Source organism: Butyricicoccus sp. OF10-2 (genome assembly GCF_003481925.1).
Classification (GTDB): domain Bacteria; phylum Bacillota; class Clostridia; order Oscillospirales; family Butyricicoccaceae; genus Agathobaculum; species Agathobaculum butyriciproducens.
In genome coordinates, this window is the sequence record NZ_QUMC01000040.1 from 1 (window position 1) to 18,678 (window position 18,678).

At 55.9% G+C, this 18,678-nt stretch carries 17 protein-coding genes and 1 pseudogene; 8 read left to right on the forward strand and 10 right to left on the reverse strand.

The window, feature by feature from the left end; translation table 11 throughout:
* The first annotated feature begins 758 nt into the window (after positions 1 to 758).
* A complete protein-coding gene (gene gltX, locus DXB00_RS14955) occupies positions 759 to 2,411 on the forward strand; it encodes a glutamate--tRNA ligase (protein WP_118564281.1) in 1,653 nt (550 codons plus the stop codon).
* A gap of 135 nt (positions 2,412 to 2,546) precedes the next feature.
* Entirely contained in the window at positions 2,547 to 4,208 is a 1,662-nt protein-coding gene (locus DXB00_RS14960) for a glutamine--tRNA ligase/YqeY domain fusion protein (RefSeq protein WP_118729561.1), read from the forward strand.
* 120 nt (positions 4,209 to 4,328) lie between these two features.
* On the opposite strand, the gene DXB00_RS14965 is transcribed toward DXB00_RS14960, so the two are convergent.
* The 3 genes from DXB00_RS14965 to DXB00_RS14975 form a co-directional block, all read right to left on the reverse strand.
* Positions 4,329 to 4,988, reverse strand: coding sequence for a hypothetical protein (locus tag DXB00_RS14965; RefSeq protein ID WP_118729562.1), 660 nt, complete (start codon positions 4,986 to 4,988; stop codon positions 4,329 to 4,331).
* Between the two features lie 17 nt (positions 4,989 to 5,005).
* The gene (locus tag DXB00_RS14970) at positions 5,006 to 5,686 is read right to left on the reverse strand and encodes a hypothetical protein (protein ID WP_118729563.1); all 681 of its coding nucleotides are present in this window, start codon (positions 5,684 to 5,686) and stop codon (positions 5,006 to 5,008) included.
* A gap of 100 nt (positions 5,687 to 5,786) precedes the next feature.
* On the reverse strand, positions 5,787 to 7,028 hold the full coding sequence (locus DXB00_RS14975; RefSeq protein WP_116705116.1) for a 6-phosphofructokinase: 1,242 nt from the start codon (positions 7,026 to 7,028) through the stop codon (positions 5,787 to 5,789).
* A 76-nt stretch (positions 7,029 to 7,104) separates the two neighbouring features.
* Between DXB00_RS14975 and DXB00_RS17825 the strand changes: the two genes are divergently transcribed.
* The 5 genes and pseudogenes from DXB00_RS17825 (at position 7,105) to nrdG (ending at position 11,732) form a co-directional block, all read left to right on the forward strand.
* On the forward strand, positions 7,105 to 7,233 hold the full coding sequence (locus DXB00_RS17825; RefSeq protein ID WP_270478407.1) for a hypothetical protein: 129 nt from the start codon (positions 7,105 to 7,107) through the stop codon (positions 7,231 to 7,233).
* 55 nt (positions 7,234 to 7,288) lie between these two features.
* Positions 7,289 to 8,257 carry a class II fructose-1,6-bisphosphate aldolase gene (fba, locus tag DXB00_RS14980; protein WP_118479436.1) on the forward strand — a complete coding sequence of 323 codons (969 nt, stop codon included), beginning with the start codon at positions 7,289 to 7,291 and terminating at the stop codon, positions 8,255 to 8,257.
* A 416-nt stretch (positions 8,258 to 8,673) separates the two neighbouring features.
* Positions 8,674 to 11,007 carry an anaerobic ribonucleoside triphosphate reductase gene (locus DXB00_RS14985; RefSeq protein ID WP_118729619.1) on the forward strand — a complete coding sequence of 778 codons (2,334 nt, stop codon included), beginning with the start codon at positions 8,674 to 8,676 and terminating at the stop codon, positions 11,005 to 11,007.
* A 75-nt stretch (positions 11,008 to 11,082) separates the two neighbouring features.
* A pseudogene (nrdD, locus tag DXB00_RS14990) lies at positions 11,083 to 11,223 on the forward strand (anaerobic ribonucleoside-triphosphate reductase); the annotation flags it as partial.
* Positions 11,223 to 11,732 (forward strand): anaerobic ribonucleoside-triphosphate reductase activating protein, encoded by a 510-nt coding sequence (gene nrdG, locus DXB00_RS14995; protein WP_118647091.1) that lies wholly within the window; start codon positions 11,223 to 11,225, stop codon positions 11,730 to 11,732. The pseudogene nrdD and the gene nrdG, both read left to right, overlap by 1 nt.
* A 272-nt stretch (positions 11,733 to 12,004) precedes the next feature.
* On the opposite strand, the gene DXB00_RS15000 is transcribed toward nrdG, so the two are convergent.
* From DXB00_RS15000 to tsaE, 5 genes are all read right to left on the reverse strand, one after another.
* Complete coding sequence (locus DXB00_RS15000; RefSeq protein WP_158581335.1) at positions 12,005 to 12,589, reverse strand: GNAT family N-acetyltransferase; 585 nt, start codon at positions 12,587 to 12,589, stop codon at positions 12,005 to 12,007.
* 230 nt (positions 12,590 to 12,819) lie between these two features.
* On the reverse strand, positions 12,820 to 13,185 hold the full coding sequence (locus DXB00_RS15005; RefSeq protein WP_117487887.1) for a hypothetical protein: 366 nt from the start codon (positions 13,183 to 13,185) through the stop codon (positions 12,820 to 12,822).
* A 75-nt stretch (positions 13,186 to 13,260) separates the two neighbouring features.
* Positions 13,261 to 13,890, reverse strand: coding sequence for a uracil phosphoribosyltransferase (gene upp / locus DXB00_RS15010; protein WP_110437083.1), 630 nt, complete (start codon positions 13,888 to 13,890; stop codon positions 13,261 to 13,263).
* A 179-nt stretch (positions 13,891 to 14,069) separates the two neighbouring features.
* A complete protein-coding gene (gene tsaB, locus DXB00_RS15015; RefSeq protein WP_119215130.1) occupies positions 14,070 to 14,792 on the reverse strand; it encodes a tRNA (adenosine(37)-N6)-threonylcarbamoyltransferase complex dimerization subunit type 1 TsaB in 723 nt (240 codons plus the stop codon).
* Positions 14,789 to 15,214 carry a tRNA (adenosine(37)-N6)-threonylcarbamoyltransferase complex ATPase subunit type 1 TsaE gene (tsaE, locus tag DXB00_RS15020; RefSeq protein ID WP_118753369.1) on the reverse strand — a complete coding sequence of 142 codons (426 nt, stop codon included), beginning with the start codon at positions 15,212 to 15,214 and terminating at the stop codon, positions 14,789 to 14,791. The genes tsaB and tsaE overlap by 4 nt, the downstream gene beginning before the upstream one ends.
* A 181-nt stretch (positions 15,215 to 15,395) precedes the next feature.
* On the opposite strand from tsaE, the gene DXB00_RS15025 reads away from it, so the two are divergent.
* Entirely contained in the window at positions 15,396 to 16,235 is an 840-nt protein-coding gene (locus DXB00_RS15025) for an undecaprenyl-diphosphate phosphatase (protein ID WP_119215131.1), read from the forward strand.
* A gap of 305 nt (positions 16,236 to 16,540) precedes the next feature.
* On the opposite strand, the gene DXB00_RS15030 is transcribed toward DXB00_RS15025, so the two are convergent.
* Positions 16,541 to 17,878 carry an MATE family efflux transporter gene (locus tag DXB00_RS15030; protein WP_243022682.1) on the reverse strand — a complete coding sequence of 446 codons (1,338 nt, stop codon included), beginning with the start codon at positions 17,876 to 17,878 and terminating at the stop codon, positions 16,541 to 16,543.
* Between the two features lie 78 nt (positions 17,879 to 17,956).
* Entirely contained in the window at positions 17,957 to 18,382 is a 426-nt protein-coding gene (locus tag DXB00_RS15035) for a MarR family winged helix-turn-helix transcriptional regulator (protein WP_118729569.1), read from the reverse strand.
* Between the last annotated feature and the right edge of the window lie 296 nt (positions 18,383 to 18,678).

Sequence of the window (18,678 nt, forward strand, 5' to 3'; positions counted from 1 at the left end):
CGTCTGCGGACGGCGGGGACGTTGCGGCGCCCGCCGCGGGGCAAAAAGGAAGGGACACCTGCGGTTTCCCTTCCTCTTTGAACTCCTACCTTTCCCTTATTTCTTAGTCTGGCGCAGATTGCCGACATGTGACCGCTCCGAAAAAGGGGAACGGCAGTCGGGTTACTCTTGCGTTTGTTTCGCAAAATATTCGCAGTTCACAGACAGCGTACTGCTACACATACGGTTTACTCTACGCAGGCGCGACATGCCCGTGTCGCGCGAATCCTTGGCACGTTGTAACGCACGGCACCTACGAATTAAGCGTTTGGTACAATTTATCTTCGTAGGTGCTGTCTATTACAACGCGCTAGCGAATTGTGCGGCACTGCTATGCCGCGCCTGCTTAGATGAAATCACATGTGTAGCAGTAATGTATCTGACACTGCGAATAGGTTGAGAAAAACACGGAAGAAAAAATCCTCTGCCGTTCCCTTGTTTCGCAGCGGTCACATGTCGGCAATCTGCGCCAGGCCATCTAAGGGAAAGGGGAGATTCACAAGAGGGCGGAAACCGCAGGTGTCTGTCCTCTTGTGCGCCCGCGCGGCGTCAGCGCAATTTCCGTTCGCTTCGCAAGCGGCAAAACAAGCGATTAAAACTGGCTTTATATCTTGCGTACAAGGCTGCATTGTGCTAAAATAATACTATTATGGGAAAAACACTCGTGGAGCGCACAAACCGTGTCTCCGCGCAGTCTAACGAGTTGGAGTGAGAAATAAATGGATTACAACCGTTTGGCGGAACTGCTGTTTCCGCATATCAATACCACGCCGGAGGAGATGGAGGCTCGCTATCCCAAGCGCGAGCTGCCCGAGGGCGCAAAGGTAACCCGTATGGGCCCGAGCCCGACCGGCTTCATGCACCTCGGCAACCTGTACGGTGCACTGGTGGATGAGCGTCTGGCGCACCAGTCCAAGGGTGTATTTTATCTGCGTATTGAGGACACCGACCGCAAGCGTGAGGTAGAGGGCGGCGTGCAGATGATCATCGACGCGTTCAAGTCGTTCGGCCTGCCGTTCGACGAGGGTGCAACGACTGACGGTGAGACCGGCATCTACGGTCCGTACCGCCAGAGCCAGCGTGCCGAGATCTACCAGACCTTCGTCAAGTCCCTCGTGCAGCGCGGCATGGCGTACCCGTGCTTCTGCACCGAGGAGGAGCTCTCCGCCGCACACGAGCAGCAGGAGAAGAACAAGGAGAACTTCGGCTACTACGGCAAGTACGCCGTATGGCGCGACCGTCCGATGGAGGACATCGAGGCAGAGCTTGCCAAGGGCACGCCGTATGTTGTCCGTTTCCGCTCGGAGGGCAGCATTGAGCACAAGATCCGCCACGAGGATCTCGTCAAGGGCAAGATGGAAGTCACCGAGAACGATCAGGACGTGGTTATCCTCAAGTCCGACGGCATCCCGACCTACCACTTTGCGCACGTTGTGGACGACCATCTGATGGGCACGACCGTCGTTGTCCGCGGCGAGGAGTGGCTGGCAACGCTGCCGGTACACCTGCAGCTGTTCCGCGCGATGGGCTGGAAGGCGCCCAAGTACGCACACACCGCCCAGCTGATGAAGATCGACCCGGAGACCGGCGGCAAGCGCAAGCTGTCCAAGCGCAAGGACCCGGAACTGGCTCTGACGTTCTACGCGCAGGAGGGCTATCCGGTACCGGCGGTTCTCGAGTACCTGATGACGCTCCTCAACTCCAACTTCGAGGAGTGGCGCCGCGCAAATCCGGACCTGCCGATGAACGATTTCCAGTTTACCACCAAGAAGATGAGTGGCTCGGGTGCGCTGTTTGACATCGAAAAGCTGCGCGACGTTTCCAAGAACGTTATTTCGCGCATGACGGCAGAGCAGGTATACGATTACGTTGCCGAGTGGTCTGCTGTTAACGACAAGGAATTTAACGCACTGCTGACCCGCGACCCGGCGTTCTCCAAGGCGTACCTCGCCATCGGCCGCGGCGGCAAAAAGCCGCGCAAGGACCTCGCGCTGTGGTCGGATGCCAAGGGCTACATGGACTTCATGTTCGACGAGCTGTTCCAGCCGGATTACACCATGCCGGAGCGCGTTTCCGCCGAGGACGCCAAGGCGATTCTGAGCGATTTTGCAGGCATGTTCGACGAGAACGATACGCCGGACGGCTTCTTCGACAAGATGAAGCAGATCGCTTCTGCACACGGCTACGCCGCCGATACCAAGGCGTATAAGGCTGACCCGTCCGCCTATAAGGGCGCCGTCGGTGATGTGTCCATGGTTGTCCGCGTAGCAGTGGCGGGCCGCCAGAACGCACCGGACCTCCAGACCGTAATGGGTATTCTGGGTAAGGATAAGGTTCTGGAACGCCTGTCTAAGTGCGCAGATGCGCTCTGAATAATGGAAAATGTAAAATGGATAATGGAGAATGAAGGAGCCGCCCAAAGGGCGGAATTAAATCATCGCGCGCAGCGCGATACCGCAATTTTCAATTTTCCATTTTCAATTCTCAATTCCAAGGGAGAATAATAAATGTTAGAGAATGTAAACAACTTCCTCACAGAAATCATCGACGAGGATATTAAAAACGGTCTTTCCGAGCGCATCCACACCCGCTTTCCGCCGGAGCCGAACGGTTATCTGCATATCGGCTCGGCAAAGGCGATCTTCATCAACTGGTCTATCGCGAAAAAATACAACGGCCTGTTCAATCTGCGCTATGACGACACCAACCCGGTCAAGGAGGATACCGAGTATGTAGACTCCATCTGGGAGGACATCAAGTGGCTGACCGGCGAGGAGCCGAGCGGCGGTGTGTACTACGGCTCGGACTACTTTGAAACCTGCTTTAACTGCGCGGTACAGCTGATCAAGGACGGCAAGGCGTATGTTGACGATCTGACGCAGGAGGAAATGCGCCAGTACCGCGGCTCTCTGACCGAGCCGGGCAAGCCGAGTCCGTACCGCGACCGTTCGGTTGAGGAGAACCTCCAGCTGTTCCAGGACATGCGCGACGGCAAGTTTGCCGACGGCTCTAAGACGCTGCGTGCCAAGATCGACATGGCAAGTCCGAACATGAACCTGCGCGACCCGGCGATTTACCGCATCGTGCGTGCACATCATCACCGTCAGGGCGATAAGTGGTGTATCTATCCGCTGTACGACTTTGCACACCCGATTCAGGACGCACTTGAGGGCATCACGCACTCCATGTGCTCGATTGAGTTTGAGAACCACCGTCCGCTGTACGAGTGGGTGGTTGACAACTGCCCGCTGCCGCATCATCCCAAGCAGCGCGAGTTTGCCCGCCTGAACGTAACGCACACCGTTATGTCCAAGCGTTACCTGCGCCAGCTGGTATTTGAAAAGCACGTTGAGGGCTGGGACGATCCGCGTATGCCTACGCTGTGTGCGCTGCGCCGCCGCGGCTACACGCCGAGCGCCATCCTCGATTTTGTACAGCGCGCCGGCATCGCAAAGGCCAACTCGCTGGTTGACATCAAGCTGCTCGAGCACTGCATCCGCGAGGAGCTGAACGAGACCGCGCTGCGCCGCATGGCAGTCACCGAGCCGGTCAAGCTGGTTATCACCAACTATCCGGAGGGTCAGTGCGAGGAGTTCGAAGTGCCGAACAATCCGCGCAATGAGGAAGCAGGCAGCCGCAAGGTTCCGTTCACCCGTGAGCTGTATATCGAAAAGAGCGACTTCGCTGAGGTGCCGCCTCCGAAGTTCCAGCGCCTCAAGCCGGACGGCGAGGTTCGACTGATGGGCGCGTATATTGTCAAGTGCAATGAGATCGTCAAGGACGACAACGGCGAGATCGTGGAAATCCGCTGCACGGCTGATCTCGAGACCCGCAACGGCATGCCGGTGGACGGCCGCAAGGTCAAGGGCACCATTCACTGGGTATCTGCCGAGCACGCCATCGATGCGGACCTGTATCTGTACGATAATCTGTTCACCCTCGAGAACGTTAATGACGTACCGGAGGGCACGGATTATCTGGATTATCTCAATCCGGATTCGCTCAAGAAGCTGACCGGCTGCAAGCTCGAACCGTCGCTGGCTGATGCCAAGGAAGGCGAGCGCTTCCAGTTTGTCCGTATGGGCTATTACTGCAAGGACCGCGAGAGCGGCAGATTCAACCGCATTGTTACCCTTAAGGACAGCTTTGCAAAAACGCTGAAAAAGTAAGCACAGATAAGAAAAGCTCTCTGAACTTTGTTCAGAGAGCTTTTTTGTTTTGCAGTTAAGGGTTAAACTATTCTGAGGGCACCCCGCCCTACGAAAACAGAAAACCTGAGTGTAAATTCGTTACAGAATTGTGCTTTCTGCGACCGCATTCGGCGCCAGAACCTTCACGAAGAACTCGAGCCGCCGGAGTGCGTTCTCGATAACCGCCTTATCGGTATCCGGCGTGCCGAATACAGGATGGAACACATGGCGGCTGTCCGGATGGATGCAGGTTCGGTCGTCCGCACCGGCGATCATGCTGAAAATGATACCCGAGCTATCGCGTCCGCAGATGTCCTTCGGGTAGGTATGCGTGCTTGCGGCGCGCATACCCAGGAACGGCAGCTTTTCGCTCGGCGTGAAGATGGTCAGCGGACCGTCCATGCGGTCGATATCATGTGTGCCGGAGAGTACGAACGTGGTCAGCTCCAGCAGGAAGGGAACACCCATCACCGGGTCCTCCTCCGGGAACGGACGTCCCTTGAACATTACCGACTCGAACTGCTGCATGACCGGATAGGTTTTCTTGAACTTCTTGAAGAAGCGAAAATACGGATTTTCACCGAAAACAGCCTTGCGGTCGTAGTCGGCATACTTTTCGCGCAGGGCATCCAGTTCTGCGTGAACAAGGTCGTAAAATTTCGTTATATCCCATGCGGAGCGGTCGGGATAGGTGACTTCGAGGATGCCGAGCGGAATATTGCGCTCGGCAAAGGTCGGGTCCTTGATGATTTCAAGCATAAGAGCACCTCGATTTGTTAAGCGGGTTCGTAGGAACTGTGATAATCGGCAGCGGCTTCGCCGGTCAGCACATCGTAGTAGTACCACTGCGATTTATCCGCGCTAGTGAAGAAATACACGCCGAGGGGGTGCTCTGCGGTATCGCTGGTCAGCCGACCGACATATTCGCCGCTTGCACCGCCAGCCGCTTCTCCGGTGCGGATGATTTCGTCAACGGACACCGGATGCAGCACGGCGATCATGCCGAGCTGCGCGATGGCGTAGGACAGGTACAGCAGGAAGATGGTATAGGCGGACTGCCGCAGCGAAGCCTCCTGCAGAGGGTGGTTCATGCACTTGCCGATCAGCAGGCCGATGAAGGACAGCACGATCAGCGCCGCAATCCACCAGAAGCTGATCTCATACAGCGGGTTCATGCCGGACAGCAGGGCAATAAACAGCATCAGCGCTACCAGAAAGACGAGCAGCGCCTGCGCCCAGCGGCTGTGGTCCCTGCCGTCGGGATTACTGGGTCTGCTGTTCATAAAAATGTTGAAGATGAGCGCAACCGGCGCGAACACCCACAGATAGGTCGGGAAGCCGCCGATGGCACCGTCATACACAGTGTTCCAGTGCATGGCGAGCAGGCAGGTGCCCAGCCAGACGATGACCGAAGATACGAGCAGCAGCAGATTTTTCTTGGATTTAAAAAGATTCATACAGGAAATTCCTCTTAAAAGCAAACGGGCAGAGCCTTGCGGCTCTACCCGTTTTGATTACGCACCGCAAGGCACGCTCTGTTCAGTTAAACCGAAAAGATTAAGCCTCAGCCTTGATCTTCTTCAGGTTAGCGAAGCGCGGCAGACCGGATACCTTCGGGCCAACGTTCTCGCCGTTGATGAGCGGCAGAGCGTAGTCAACGAACTCCTGCGTTACGCCGTTGCCTTCCTCGTTGATCCACTCACGCGGAACCTTCTTCTCGGTGTTAGCAACCTCGGAGAGCGGCAGCAGCTCGATCTCGCACTTGTAGCCGTTCTCGTCACGGGTGCACTTGAAGCCCGGCATGTAGTCGGTCTTGCCTGCAACTGCGTTCTCAACAGCAGCCTTGCCGGACATATAGGACTCGTCAACGTCGGTCTTGGAAGCGCAGTGAGCAGCGCAGCGCTGCAGCAGGCTCAGCTCGATGCCGCGAACCTTGCAGCCCAGCTCGTTCTTAACGGTGTCAGCCAGCATGGAAGCCAGACCGCCCAGCTGTGCATGGCCGAAGCCGTCGGTAGCAGAGGTCTTAGCCTCGGATACGAAGGAGCCGTCAGCGTAGTGGATACCCTCGGAAACAGCTACCAGGCAGTTGCCCTTCTCGTCATAGATGCGCTTTACGTCAGCCAGGAACTTCTTCATATCGAAGTCGGTCTCCGGCAGGTAAACCAGATCCGGACCTGCGCCCATAGCGGTAGCCAGACCGGCAGCACCTGCCAGCCAGCCAGCGTGACGGCCCATGATCTCTACGACGCAGACCATGCCGGTGTCGTATACGCGAGCGTCCTGATAGATCTCCATGCAGGAAGTAGCGATATACTTGGCAGCGGAAGCAAAGCCCGGGCAGTGGTCGGTGCCGAACAGGTCGTTGTCGATGGTCTTCGGAATGCCCATTACGCGGCACTCGTAGCCGGACTTCATCATATACTTGGAAACCTTGTTGCAGGTATCCATGGAGTCGTTGCCGCCGTTGTAGAAGAAGTAACGGATGTCGTACTTCTTGAAGATCTCGAGGATGCGCTTGTAATCGGTGTCGTCAACATCCGGATCAGCCAGCTTGTAGCGGCAGGAGCCCAGTGCAGAGGACGGGGTGTAGCGCAGAAGAGCCAGCTCGTCGCGGTCTTCCTTGTCGATATCATACAGGTCGTCGTTCAGCAGGCCCTTGATGCCGTGTGCCATGCCGAATACGCGGGTGATGGACGGATTGTCCAGTGCTGCCTCCAGCGCACCCAGAACAGAAGAGTTGATTACGGAAGTCGGGCCGCCCGACTGACCGATGACGCAAGCGCCTTTCAGTTCACTCATTGATAAAACCTCCTAAGCAAATTAAAACGCAGAGCTGTGCCATGCATTTTCTTACTCATAAAGAGTATCATATAATATGAAAAAAATCAATGAAAATCCTGCGTTTTCGGCAGGTTTGGCAATTTTGGCAAAGTTGCCGCAGGAATTCGACGAAAAAATGACAGGATTTTTTGGATATGGACTTGATTTTAGCATGCTTAACTGATAGAATAAAAGCAGAATTTTTAAGATTCAGTTTTTATCAGAAAGGAAGTATTCCCATGCCTTTAGTTACTACTACTGAGATGTTCAAGAAGGCTTACGACGGCGGCTACGCTGTTGGCGCTTTCAACGTGAACAACATGGAGATCGTTCAGGGTATCACCGAGGCTTGCCAGGAGCAGCACGCTCCGGTAGTCCTGCAGGTATCCAAGGGCGCACGCGCTTACGCAAACCACACCTACCTCGTTAAGATGGTAGAGGCTGCTGTTAAGGAGTGCCCGGACATTCCGATCGCTCTGCATCTGGACCACGGCCCGGACTTCGAGACCTGCAAGTCCTGCATCGACGGCGGTTTCTCCTCCGTTATGATCGACTGCTCCTCCCGTCCGTTCGACGAGAACGTTGAGGAGACCAAGAAGGTTGTAGAGTACGCTCACGCTCACGGCGTTGTTGTCGAGGCTGAGCTCGGCACCCTGGCTGGCGTAGAGGACGACGTAAAGGTTTCCGCTGAGGATTCCTCCTACACCCATCCGGAAGAGGTTGAGGAGTTCGTAACCCGCACCGGCTGTGACTCTCTGGCTATCGCAATCGGCACCTCTCACGGCGCTTACAAGTTCACCCCGGATCAGTGCACCCGCAACGAGCAGGGCATTCTGGTTCCGCCTCCGCTGCGTTTCGACGTACTCGAGGAAGTTTCCAAGCGTCTGCCGGGCTTCCCGATCGTACTGCACGGTTCCTCTTCCGTACCGCGTGAGTTTGTTGACAAGATCAACAAGTTCGGCGGCAAGATGCCGGATGCAATCGGCATTCCGGAGGAAGAGCTGCGTCACGCTGCACAGCTGTCCGTCTGCAAGATCAATATCGACTCCGATATTCGTCTGGCTATCACCGCTTCTATCCGCGAGCACTTCGCTGAGCATCCGGATCACTTCGACCCGCGCCAGTACCTGAAGCCGGCTCGTCAGGCTGTCAAGGACATGGTTACCCACAAGCTGATCAATGTTCTGGGCTGCAACGGCAAGGCATAAGATCATTTTCTGATCGAAACCAAAGAACCTCGGAATCCTGTTCCGGGGTTCTTTTTTCGTCTTGCGATGGGGAATAGAACGGATACCATATATAGTGTATCTGCTTTTTTGCGGGAGAAATTACCACGGAGAAAATAAAGGAGAAACTTTGTGGAATTTGTCGCGCTTTTCTGATAAATTTTTCGAGTCAAGAGGAAAAGTTTAGAGAATGCTCCAATAAAAATAGTGCTTTTCTTGCAAATGTGCCAAAAAGAATTTAGCGCCTTGACAGGGCGGTGTTTCGGCGGTAGAATATATAAGCAAGAGATAAGCAGACACAAGATGTTGTGCGATATTGAATGCACCACTACATAATTTAGTAAATAATCAAGAAATCGCCGTTAGGCGGTTTTTGTATGAGAGAGGGATTTTTCTTTATGATTCAGCAGATCGTCAAGCGGGACGGGCGCATGGCTCCCTTTGAGATCGACAAGATCACAAATGCAATTTTCGGCGCAGCACAGGCCTCCGGCGGCCAGGATCACGATATGGCGCAGGAGCTGGCAGAGCAGGTCGAAAAAACGCTGGAGGAGACTGCTGGAACCGAAACTCCCACCGTTGAACAGGTGCAGGACACTGTTGAGAAGGTTCTGATCGAAAGCGGACATGCCCGCACGGCCAAGAAGTACATCCTGTACCGCAACGAGCGCACCCGCGTGCGTGAGATGAACACCCGTCTGATGAAGGTGTACGAGGATCTGACGTTCAAGTCCTCGCTCGAGAACGACGTCAAGCGCGAGAACGCCAATATCGACGGTGATACCGCGATGGGCACCATGCTCAAGTACGGCTCCGAGGGCGCCAAGCAGTTCTATGAGATGTTTATCCTCGATCCGGCGCATGCTAAGGCGCACCGCGAGGGCGATATCCATATCCACGATCTGGATTTTCTGACGCTGACCACCACCTGCTGTCAGATTGACCTGCTGAAGCTGTTCCGCGACGGTTTTTCCACCGGTCACGGCTTCCTGCGTGAGCCGAACGACATCCGTTCGTACTCTGCGCTGGCATGCATTGCTATCCAGTCTAATCAGAATGACCAGCACGGCGGTCAGAGCGTGCCGAACTTCGATTACTCGATGGCGCCGGGTGTGCGCAAGACCTTCCGCAAGCTGTTCCGCGACAATCTCGCCAAGGCCCTTGAGGTGTTCGGTGAGGACGACAACAACGAGGTCGATGCGCGTGCGCTGACCGAGCGTGTTGAGCAGGAGACCGGCAAGTGGGCTTGTCTGGCAGGCGGCAACGGCTACGACGAAGCGATGGCTAAGGCACTTTCCGAGACGCTTGACGAAAAGACGGTTGCAAAGTGCATGAAGTTTGCCCGCAAGTACGCGGATAAGGAGACCCGCAAGGGCACCTATCAGGCGATGGAAGCGCTGGTTCACAATCTGAACACTATGCACTCGCGTGCAGGTGCACAGATTCCGTTCTCGTCGCTCAACTACGGCACGGATACCTCTCCGGAGGGCCGTCTGGTCATGGAGCAGCTGCTGCTCGCGACCGAGGCCGGTCTGGGCAACGGTGAGACCCCGATTTTCCCGATCCACATTTTCAAGGTCAAGGAGGGCGTCAACTACAACGAGGGCGACCCGAACTACGACCTGTTCAAGCTGGCGTGCCGCGTTTCCGCGAAGCGCATGTTCCCGAATTTCTCGTTCATCGATGCGCCGTTTAACCTGCAGTATTACAAGCCGGGTCATCCGGAGACCGAGGTCGGCTACATGGGCTGCCGCACGCGTGTTATGTCCAATGTGTGCGATCCGACCCGTGAGATCACCTACGGTCGCGGCAACCTGTCGTTCACGTCGGTCAACCTGCCGCGCATTGCAATCCGCAGCCACGGCGATCTGGACTGGTTCTTCGAGGATCTTGACCGCAAGATCGACCTCGTAATCGACCAGCTGCTCGACCGTTTCCGCATCCAGTGCGGCAAGCGCGTGCGCAACTACCCGTTCCTGATGGGTGAGGGCGTATGGCTGGATTCCGAAAAGCTGGGTCCGGATGACGAGGTTGGCGAGGTGCTTAAGCACGGCACACTGACGCTCGGCTTTATCGGTCTGGCGGAGTGCCTCAAGGCGCTCATCGGCGTACACCACGGCGAGAGCGACGAGGCGCAGAACCTCGGTCTTGAGATCGTGGGTCACATGCGTCAGCGCATGGACGAGGCAACCGAGAAATACCACCTCAACTTCTCGCTGATCGCTACCCCGGCAGAGGGTCTGTCCGGCCGATTTGTCAAGATCGACCGTGAGAAATACGGTACGATTCCCGGCGTTACCGACCGCGATTACTACACCAACTCCTTCCATGTGCCGGTTTACTATCCGATTTCGGCATTTGAGAAGATCACCCGCGAGGCGCCGTATCACGAGCTGACCAACGGCGGCCACATCAGCTACATTGAGCTGGACGGCGACCCGACGCAGAACCTCGAAGCGTTTGAGGCTGTCGTTCGCGCGATGAAGGAAGCCGGCATCGGCTACGGCGCGATCAACCACCCGATCGACCGCGATCCGATCTGCGGCTATACCGGCATTATCGGTGAAGTATGTCCGCGCTGCGGCCGCCGCGAGGGCGAAGGCGTTCCGCTGTCCAAGCTGCAGAAGTTGGGACTGTATAAAAATTACAACAGCACCACGATCGGCTATCACGGCGATCCTGCCGAAGAAGCCGACCGTCAGCCGAATACATTGAAAATCGTCAAAAAGTGACAGGAAAGGGAGAATGCTATCATGGAAACTAAGAATATTGCTGCACAGGAGCCGATGATTGGTGAAGGTGTAGGCTTTGAACGTATCCGCCGCATTACGGGTTATCTGGTAGGTACGCTCGACCGCTTCAACAACGGCAAGCGCGCGGAGGAGCACGACCGCGTAAAGCACAGCGTTCCGAGCTGCTGCTCCATGCGTCAGGAGCACACCGCCTGATGGAAGGTAAAATTCGCATTGCAGGTACAGTCGGGGAGTCCATTGTGGACGGCCCCGGCTTCCGCTATACGCTGTTTGTGCAGGGCTGTCCGCATGGCTGTCCGGGCTGCCACAATCCGCAGACGCACGACTTTGAGGGCGGGCAGGATATTGAGCTGGACACGCTGCTGAAGGATATGTGCCGCAATCCGTTCATCAAGGGTGTGACGTTCTCGGGTGGCGAGCCGTTTTGTAAGGCGGAGCCGCTGTATTATCTTGCGGTGGAGCTGAAGCGCAAGGGCAAGCACCTGATGGCGTACTCGGGCTATACGTTTGAGCAGCTGTTAGAGCTGAGCGATCCGTTTGTGAAAAAGCTGCTCGGGCAACTGGATTTACTGGTAGACGGGCCGTTTCTCATGGAGGAGAAGAACATCGAGCTGCGGTTTCGCGGCAGCGCGAACCAGCGGGTGTTGGATGTACCGAAGTCGCTGGAGGCGAATGAGGCTGTCTGGGCGGAGCAGTATCGGTGAGACTGGTCGCTTGCGAAGCGAGCGGAATCTGCGCTGACGCCGGGCGCACAAGGATAGACGCCAAGGTTGCCACCCTTGTGAATCACGTTTCCTTTATTCCTAATCTGGCGCAGACCGGAGACCGGCGACCGCTTCGAAATAAGGCGTTTGCACGTTGCTACGGACGGCATCTGCGAATTTCACTTATTGACGGATTTTACCGTATAAACCGTCTGCACTGATTTATAAACAACGCGATTGACGCAAAAATGGCAATAAAAAAGCACCGAAACTTACGTTTCGGTGCTCTTTTCATCTTCCGACAGTTCATTTTCTGATTTTGCCTTCTCCGCGAGGTGCGGATTCCGGACCACACACCGTACACACGGTGCGGTCTTGCCGAAAGCGATATGGCTGACCTTTTCGGTCGGCTGCATACGGCAGGCAACGGCAGTATGCAGTCCCGCGAGATCATCCTTCTGCACGAAGGCGCTGACCTCGTCGGCGTGCATGGACTCAAACGCATACAGCAGGCATGCGGCGATGCACTCGCGGCCGACGCCGATGCCGCGCAGCTCATGCCGGACGATGCAGTTCGCGGTCAGCACGCGTTCCGCGCCGACCTGCTCGTAAGTCAGGCCGCACAGAGCCGCGGGAACGCCGGTCGGCTTATCAAGTGCGAGCAGCCAGCCGCAGCCTTCGGTCTGATAGCGGCGCAGCGTATCCACCAGCCAGTCCAATGTCTGCTCGTAGGAGAGTGCGCCGCCGAGCGTCTGCATGGTCTCCTCGCTGCGCAGGAGCGGCGTCAGCAGGTCGAGGTCGTCCGCACTCAGCTCGCGGTAGTCCATGCGGCTGGAGTTTAGTTCGTAAAATTGCATAGGTTCAATTTTCTCCCAACAAAACGGTGCGGCTTTTATAGCAATCCAAACAAATACTGCAACAAGTGCGCGCATACAGCACGCGCATAGCAGCGTCGCTTTCACTTGCTATGCGTCAGCATAGCTGCGTAAAATCTCCTTGCTATTCACGCGCTGTATGCGCTACTTTTGTCGCATTATCTATTCGGATTGCTATAAGCCGCACCGCAAAAGTGTCCTTAAAAGTGTCTCTATCTGTTTCGATACCAGAATACAAATTTACGCACCAGTACGCCCAGCGTTAAGCCGACCAGCGAGGGAACAAGCCCGTAAAACAGGCTTTGCATCTCAGTCGAGCGGAACGTGGCAAGCGGCAGAACAATCGCCCACAGGCCGACGAGCACGGGCATCAGACCATATCGCGGCAGGGCGCGGTATGCCGCCCGGAACGTACACAGCAGCGCCGAAACCGGCAGGATCAGCCAGAAGCCGAGCAGCCAGTAGGCAAATTCATTGCCATACAGCAGACCGGGGATCAGCCCGACCGCCGTCACGACGCCGTAGCAAAGGGCAAGGCTCCAATACGGGGATAAACGCCGGATACCATCAAATGTCATACGGTTCACCCTCCTTTGCAGGGACGGTCGGTGTGAAATTGTACTGCAGATACCGAAAATTCAGCGGTATATTGCTTACTTGGTGCCGAAGATACGGTCGCCGGCGTCACCCAGACCCGGAACGATGTAGCCGTGGTCGTTCAGCTTCTCGTCAATGCCGGCAACGAAGATCTCAACGTCCGGATGAGCCTTCTGAACAGCGGCAACGCCTTCCGGTGCGCCGATGAGGTTCATCAGCTTGATGTGCTTTACGCCGCGGCGCTTGAGGCCGTCGATGGCAGCGATAGCGGAACCGCCGGTAGCCAGCATCGGGTCGAGCAGCAGTACGTCGCGATCCTCGATGTCGTTCGGCAGCTTGCAGTAATACTCGATCGGCTGCAGGGTTTCCGGGTTGCGGTACAGACCGATGTGGCCGACCTTAGCTGCCGGAATCATCTCCAGAATGCCCTCAACCATGCCCAGACCTGCACGCAGGATCGGCACGAGCGCAATCTTCTTGCCGGAAATAACCTGTACGCGCGCCTCAGCGACCGGAGTCTCGATGGTGATCTCCTTGAGCGGCAGATCGCGGGTAGCCTCGTAGCACATCAGCATTGCAATCTCAGCAGCAGCCTCGCGGAACTCCTTAACGCCGGTGGTCTTGTCGCGCATCAGCGCCAGCTTGTGCTTGATAAGCGGGTGGTCCATTTCATGTACGGTTGCCATAATAAAAATCTCCTTTATCCTAAAACTTTTTTGCTTCAGGCAATATCGCATAATTGAACAAGAGCGATTTGCGAGTAGGTTTTGCGCACTGACAAGGCGCGGTTTTGCAGTAATACTTTGTGTATTACCGTGAAATCGGAACGAAGTCAGGATGCAAAATTTCCGCAAAACGCCGCAGCTTAATTGTGCGGTGTTGTCTGCTGTTTGGTCTGTGCCAGACGCGCCATGCGCTCGCGCTCTGCCTGCGGACGACGCAGATAGAAGGCGTCCAGCTCCTGGGGGGAGCAGGCTTTGCCCTCGCGGAACAGGGGGAGTGCGGCGGCGGCAACACCAAATCCGGTCGCAAACCGCAGCTCGACGGGTGCGAGCCGCAGACCGGTGCAGTTCTCTTTGATAGTATTATAACACAGATCCGCGCCATCTCCAACCAGAAAATACGGCGCTTCTCCGATTTCTTCGGCAAGCTCGGTCAGCTTGATCGCACGGTCGTCGCACAGACGGTGTACCCTGCCGTCCTCTACGGTGAAAAGCGCGTTGTAAACCTGACCCGCACGCGCATCCATCACGCAGCACAGGTCGCCGCCGAGTGCGCGGGCGCCCCATGCCATTGCCTCGAGCGTGGAGACACCGAGGCACGGCTTGTCTGCGCCGAGCGCCAGACCCTTGACTGTGGCCACACCGATGCGCACACCGGTAAACGAGCCGGGGCCGTGCGCGACAGCGATCGCGTCCACGTCAGCGAGCGATACGCCGCAGTTTGCCAGCAGGTTTTCCACCATCGGCAGCAGCGTGCGCGAGTGCGTCAGGCCGCAGTTCTGGAAGGACTGCGCCACCAGTTTTTCGTCCTCGGTGAGCGCGACAGACGCGCTGACCGCCGAGGATTCCAGTGCAAGAATTTTCATACAGTCACTTCTCCAATCGTAATGCGGCGGTCGTTGTCCGCATCGCCGTAGGCAATGTGGACGGTTTTGTAGGTTTCCGGCAGAACGTCCGCGGCGTTCTCGCTCCATTCGATGAGCACAATGCGGCTGCCGTCGAGATATTCGTCAAAGCCGATCTCGAACAGTGCTTCGCTGTCGAGAATGCGGTACAGGTCGAAGTGCGCGACCTTGACTGTCGGCGTTTCGTATTCGTTTGCAATGGCAAAGGTCGGGCTAGTGACGCGGCCCTCGTAGCCGAGTCCGTGCAGCACGCCGCGCGTGAATGCGGTCTTGCCGGCACCGAGGTCGCCGGAGAACGCAACAACGTCGCCTGCCTTGAGGCTTTTGGCGTATTCTGCGCCGAGTGCTTCGGTCTCCTCGGGTGAGTGGGTGATATATTCCATGAAAACACCTTTCTGTCAATCATAACTATACATTTATAATATACCACGGTACACTCGGAATGGCAAGTCAGCCCGCTGCAAAGGATAACTTTTTTATGACATTTCCGCTTGTTTGCTTGCGGGATGGCATAAGTTGTGGTAAGGTATAAAAATAACATAAGAAAATAAGGAGGAAAACCCTGTGATAGAATTGCTCAAAGCATTTCTGTTTGGCATTGTAGAGGGCATCACCGAGTGGCTGCCGATCAGCAGTACCGGACACATGATTCTGCTCAATGAGTTTGTAAAGCTGGACGTGTCGGAAGCGTTTTACAGCATGTTCGAGGTGGTTATTCAGCTCGGTGCGATACTCGCGGTTGTTGTCCTGTTCTGGGGACAGATTTTCCCGTTTGAACGGCGAAAGGGCCGTCACGGCGGCGCATCTATCGTGCTGAATATGGATACCGTCAAGCTGTGGATCAAAATTCTGGTAGCTTGTGTTCCGGCGGCGATCGTCGGTCTCAAGTGGAACGACCTGTTTGAAGAACTGTTCTACAATTACCAGACGGTTTCCATCGCGCTGATCGTGTTCGGCGCAGCATTCATTCTGGTGGAGAACGCGCACAAGGGCAAGCCGGCGCGCATCAACGCACTCACGGAGCTTACTTACCCGACCGTGTTTATGATCGGCATGTTTCAGCTGATCGCGGCTGTGTTCCCTGGCACCTCGCGCTCCGGTGCGACCATCGTCGGCGCACTGCTGCTCGGCGTGTCGCGTACCGTGGCTGCGGAGTTTACGTTCTTTCTGGCCATTCCGGTCATGTTCGGCGCAAGCCTGCTCAAGATTCTCAAGTTCGGCTTTGCGTTTACATCCACCGAGCTGATGATCCTCGGTATCGGTACAATCACCGCGTTCGTGTCCTCGCTGCTCATCATCCGTTTCCTGATGAGCTTTGTCAAGAAGCACGATTTCAAGGTGTTCGGCTGGTATCGGATTATCCTCGGTATCGCCGTGCTGGCACATTTTATGCTGGCGAAGTAAATAGGAAAAGAGGTCTGCGGGGCAGACCTCTTTTTGAGGCTGTCGAAAAACTATCGTTTTCCGAGCAGCCTCTCGCTCGAAACCACGCTTTCGAGCGAATACTGAAGAAAAACCGCGCCCTGACGGGCACATTTTTTCTTCCCTTGTATAAAAAGTCAGGTACACGCCCCGACTTTTTATGAATTTGCTTCGCAAATTCTATTTTATGCGTGCTGCCGCACGAAGCGTAAAAATTAAAATAATACTTTTTTGATAGACTGAAAAGAGGTCTGCATTGCAGACCTCTTTTGTTGTATGGTTTTCTATTAGGTACGCTGTTCCAATCCACGCCGAATCCTTCTCCAAACCACGCACGACAGCGCAATAGTGACATAATCCGTGATGGATTGTCCGAGAACTGCGCCATTCAGACCGAAAACCGTATTCAGCAGATACAGCAGGGGAATGAGCAGCAGACCCTGTCGGAGCACGGACAGCACGGTAGCAGGAAGGGCGCGTCCGACCGACTGCATGCAGTTCATATTGACGAACAGAAAACCGATGAACGGGCCGGACAGCATGTAGGCGATCAGCATCTGCACGCCGTATGTAATAACGCCGCTGTCGTCCACGAACAGGCCGATGATCGGCTTGCGCAGGAAGAAATAGAGCGCGGTTGCCGCCAATCCGACAACAAAGCAGCACAGCTTGGTAAAACGCTCGGTATCGGCAAAACGCTTGATATCACCCGCACCGTAGCTGTAACCGAAAATCGGCTGTACACCGTTTGCAAGGCCCATTTGCAGGAAGGTGATGAACATATTCGCTTTGAACACGATGCCGATCGCCGCAACGGGCGCGTTGCCGTAGGCGACCAGAATCAGGTTGAGCACAATGGTTGAAACACACATCAGCGCGGAGAAAATGGCGGTCGGGAAGCCGGCAGAGCACACGCGCACGGCAATGTGCGTGCCGCAGAGCGCGTCCTTCGGCGCAAGCGAAAACCGCCGCGACTTTTTGAGAAAATACCACAGGTAGTACAGCGCCGCAAGCATATTGCCGATGGTGGTTGCAATGGCTGCGCCTGCCGCGCCCTGTCCCAGACCGGAGACGAAAACCGGGTCGAGTACGATGTTCGCAATCGTGCCGATCATGCTGCCGATCATGGCCTCCTTGCTCGCGCCTTCCGCGCGCACAACGAAGCTGGCTGCCGCCGACCAGATGACGAACGGTGCGCCGAACGCGATGTAAACCGTGTAGCCGCGGGCAAACTCAAATGTGCTTGCGTCCGCGCCGAACAGGTGCAGGATGGGCGCGGTGAAGCACAGCAGTACGGCGGCAAACGCTGCGCCGACGACCAAGCTCGCCCATGAGATGAACGAGGAGATTTTCTTCACGCTTTGGTGATTGTTCTCGCCGAGCGCGACCGAGATCATCGCACTGCCGCCCATGCCGAACATGTTGGCGAACGCCATCAGCAGGATGAAGATCGGGTTGGTCAGGCTGACGGCGGCTACCTGCAGGGCATCGCCGGTCTGTCCGACGAAAAAGGTGTCTGCCATGTTGTACACCACGGTGACAAGGCTGCTGATGACGCTCGGAATCGCCATTGCGGCTACTGCACGAGGTATCGGCGCTTTGCCGAGGAGAGTATCATTATCCAAATTGTTCACGTTCCTTACTTTGGAAATTTAACGATTGTTTCCATCGAAGCGGCAGGGCAGCCCGCTCTGCGGTAATGGTTAATCGGTTCTTTCAAAATTTGAAAGCATTTTCAGCCCGATCCGCATAAATGTGTCCCGCTCCTCGGGCGAGATGCCGCGGAGCAGCATGGCTTCGGTCTCCGTAATCTCCTGCAGGCAGGCGGGACGGAAGGCTTCGGCTTTTTCAGTGCAGACAATGCACTTGCGCCGTGCGTCCGCAGGATCGGGTTCGCGGCGGATGAGATCGGCAGCCTGCAGGGCCTGCAGCATTTCGGTTGCGGTGGAAGGCCGCAGGCCGAATTCCTGCTCGACGTCGCGCTGTACAAGCGGTCGCTTTTGGCTTTCTATTAAAATATAGTTGAGGATCTGACCTTTGGTGCCGCTGATGTGAATGCGCTTTTGCGTTTCCGCCGACCGGCGGCGCAGGCAGTTGGATAGCTTGTTGATAAGCCGCCCGGTATCCATAAAATCACCTCGCCTAATTACTTCGTTTCCTAAGTAATATTGTAGTCGGTGATTGCGGAATGTCAAGAGGGAATTTTACTGCTTGCCCGGGGAGATGGGAGCCGTCCAGACGGCTCCTTTTTCCTGCACCGGATGACTGGGGAACACGAACTGCCGTAGGCGGGTTCGCCCTGCCGGGGCAGAGAGTTTTCTGCTGAACCTCAGCGGGGGATTCGCCGTCTGCGGACGGCGGGAGCGTTGCCGCGCCCGCGGCGGGGGCAAAAAGGAAGGACAACCTGCGGTTTTCCTTCCTCTTT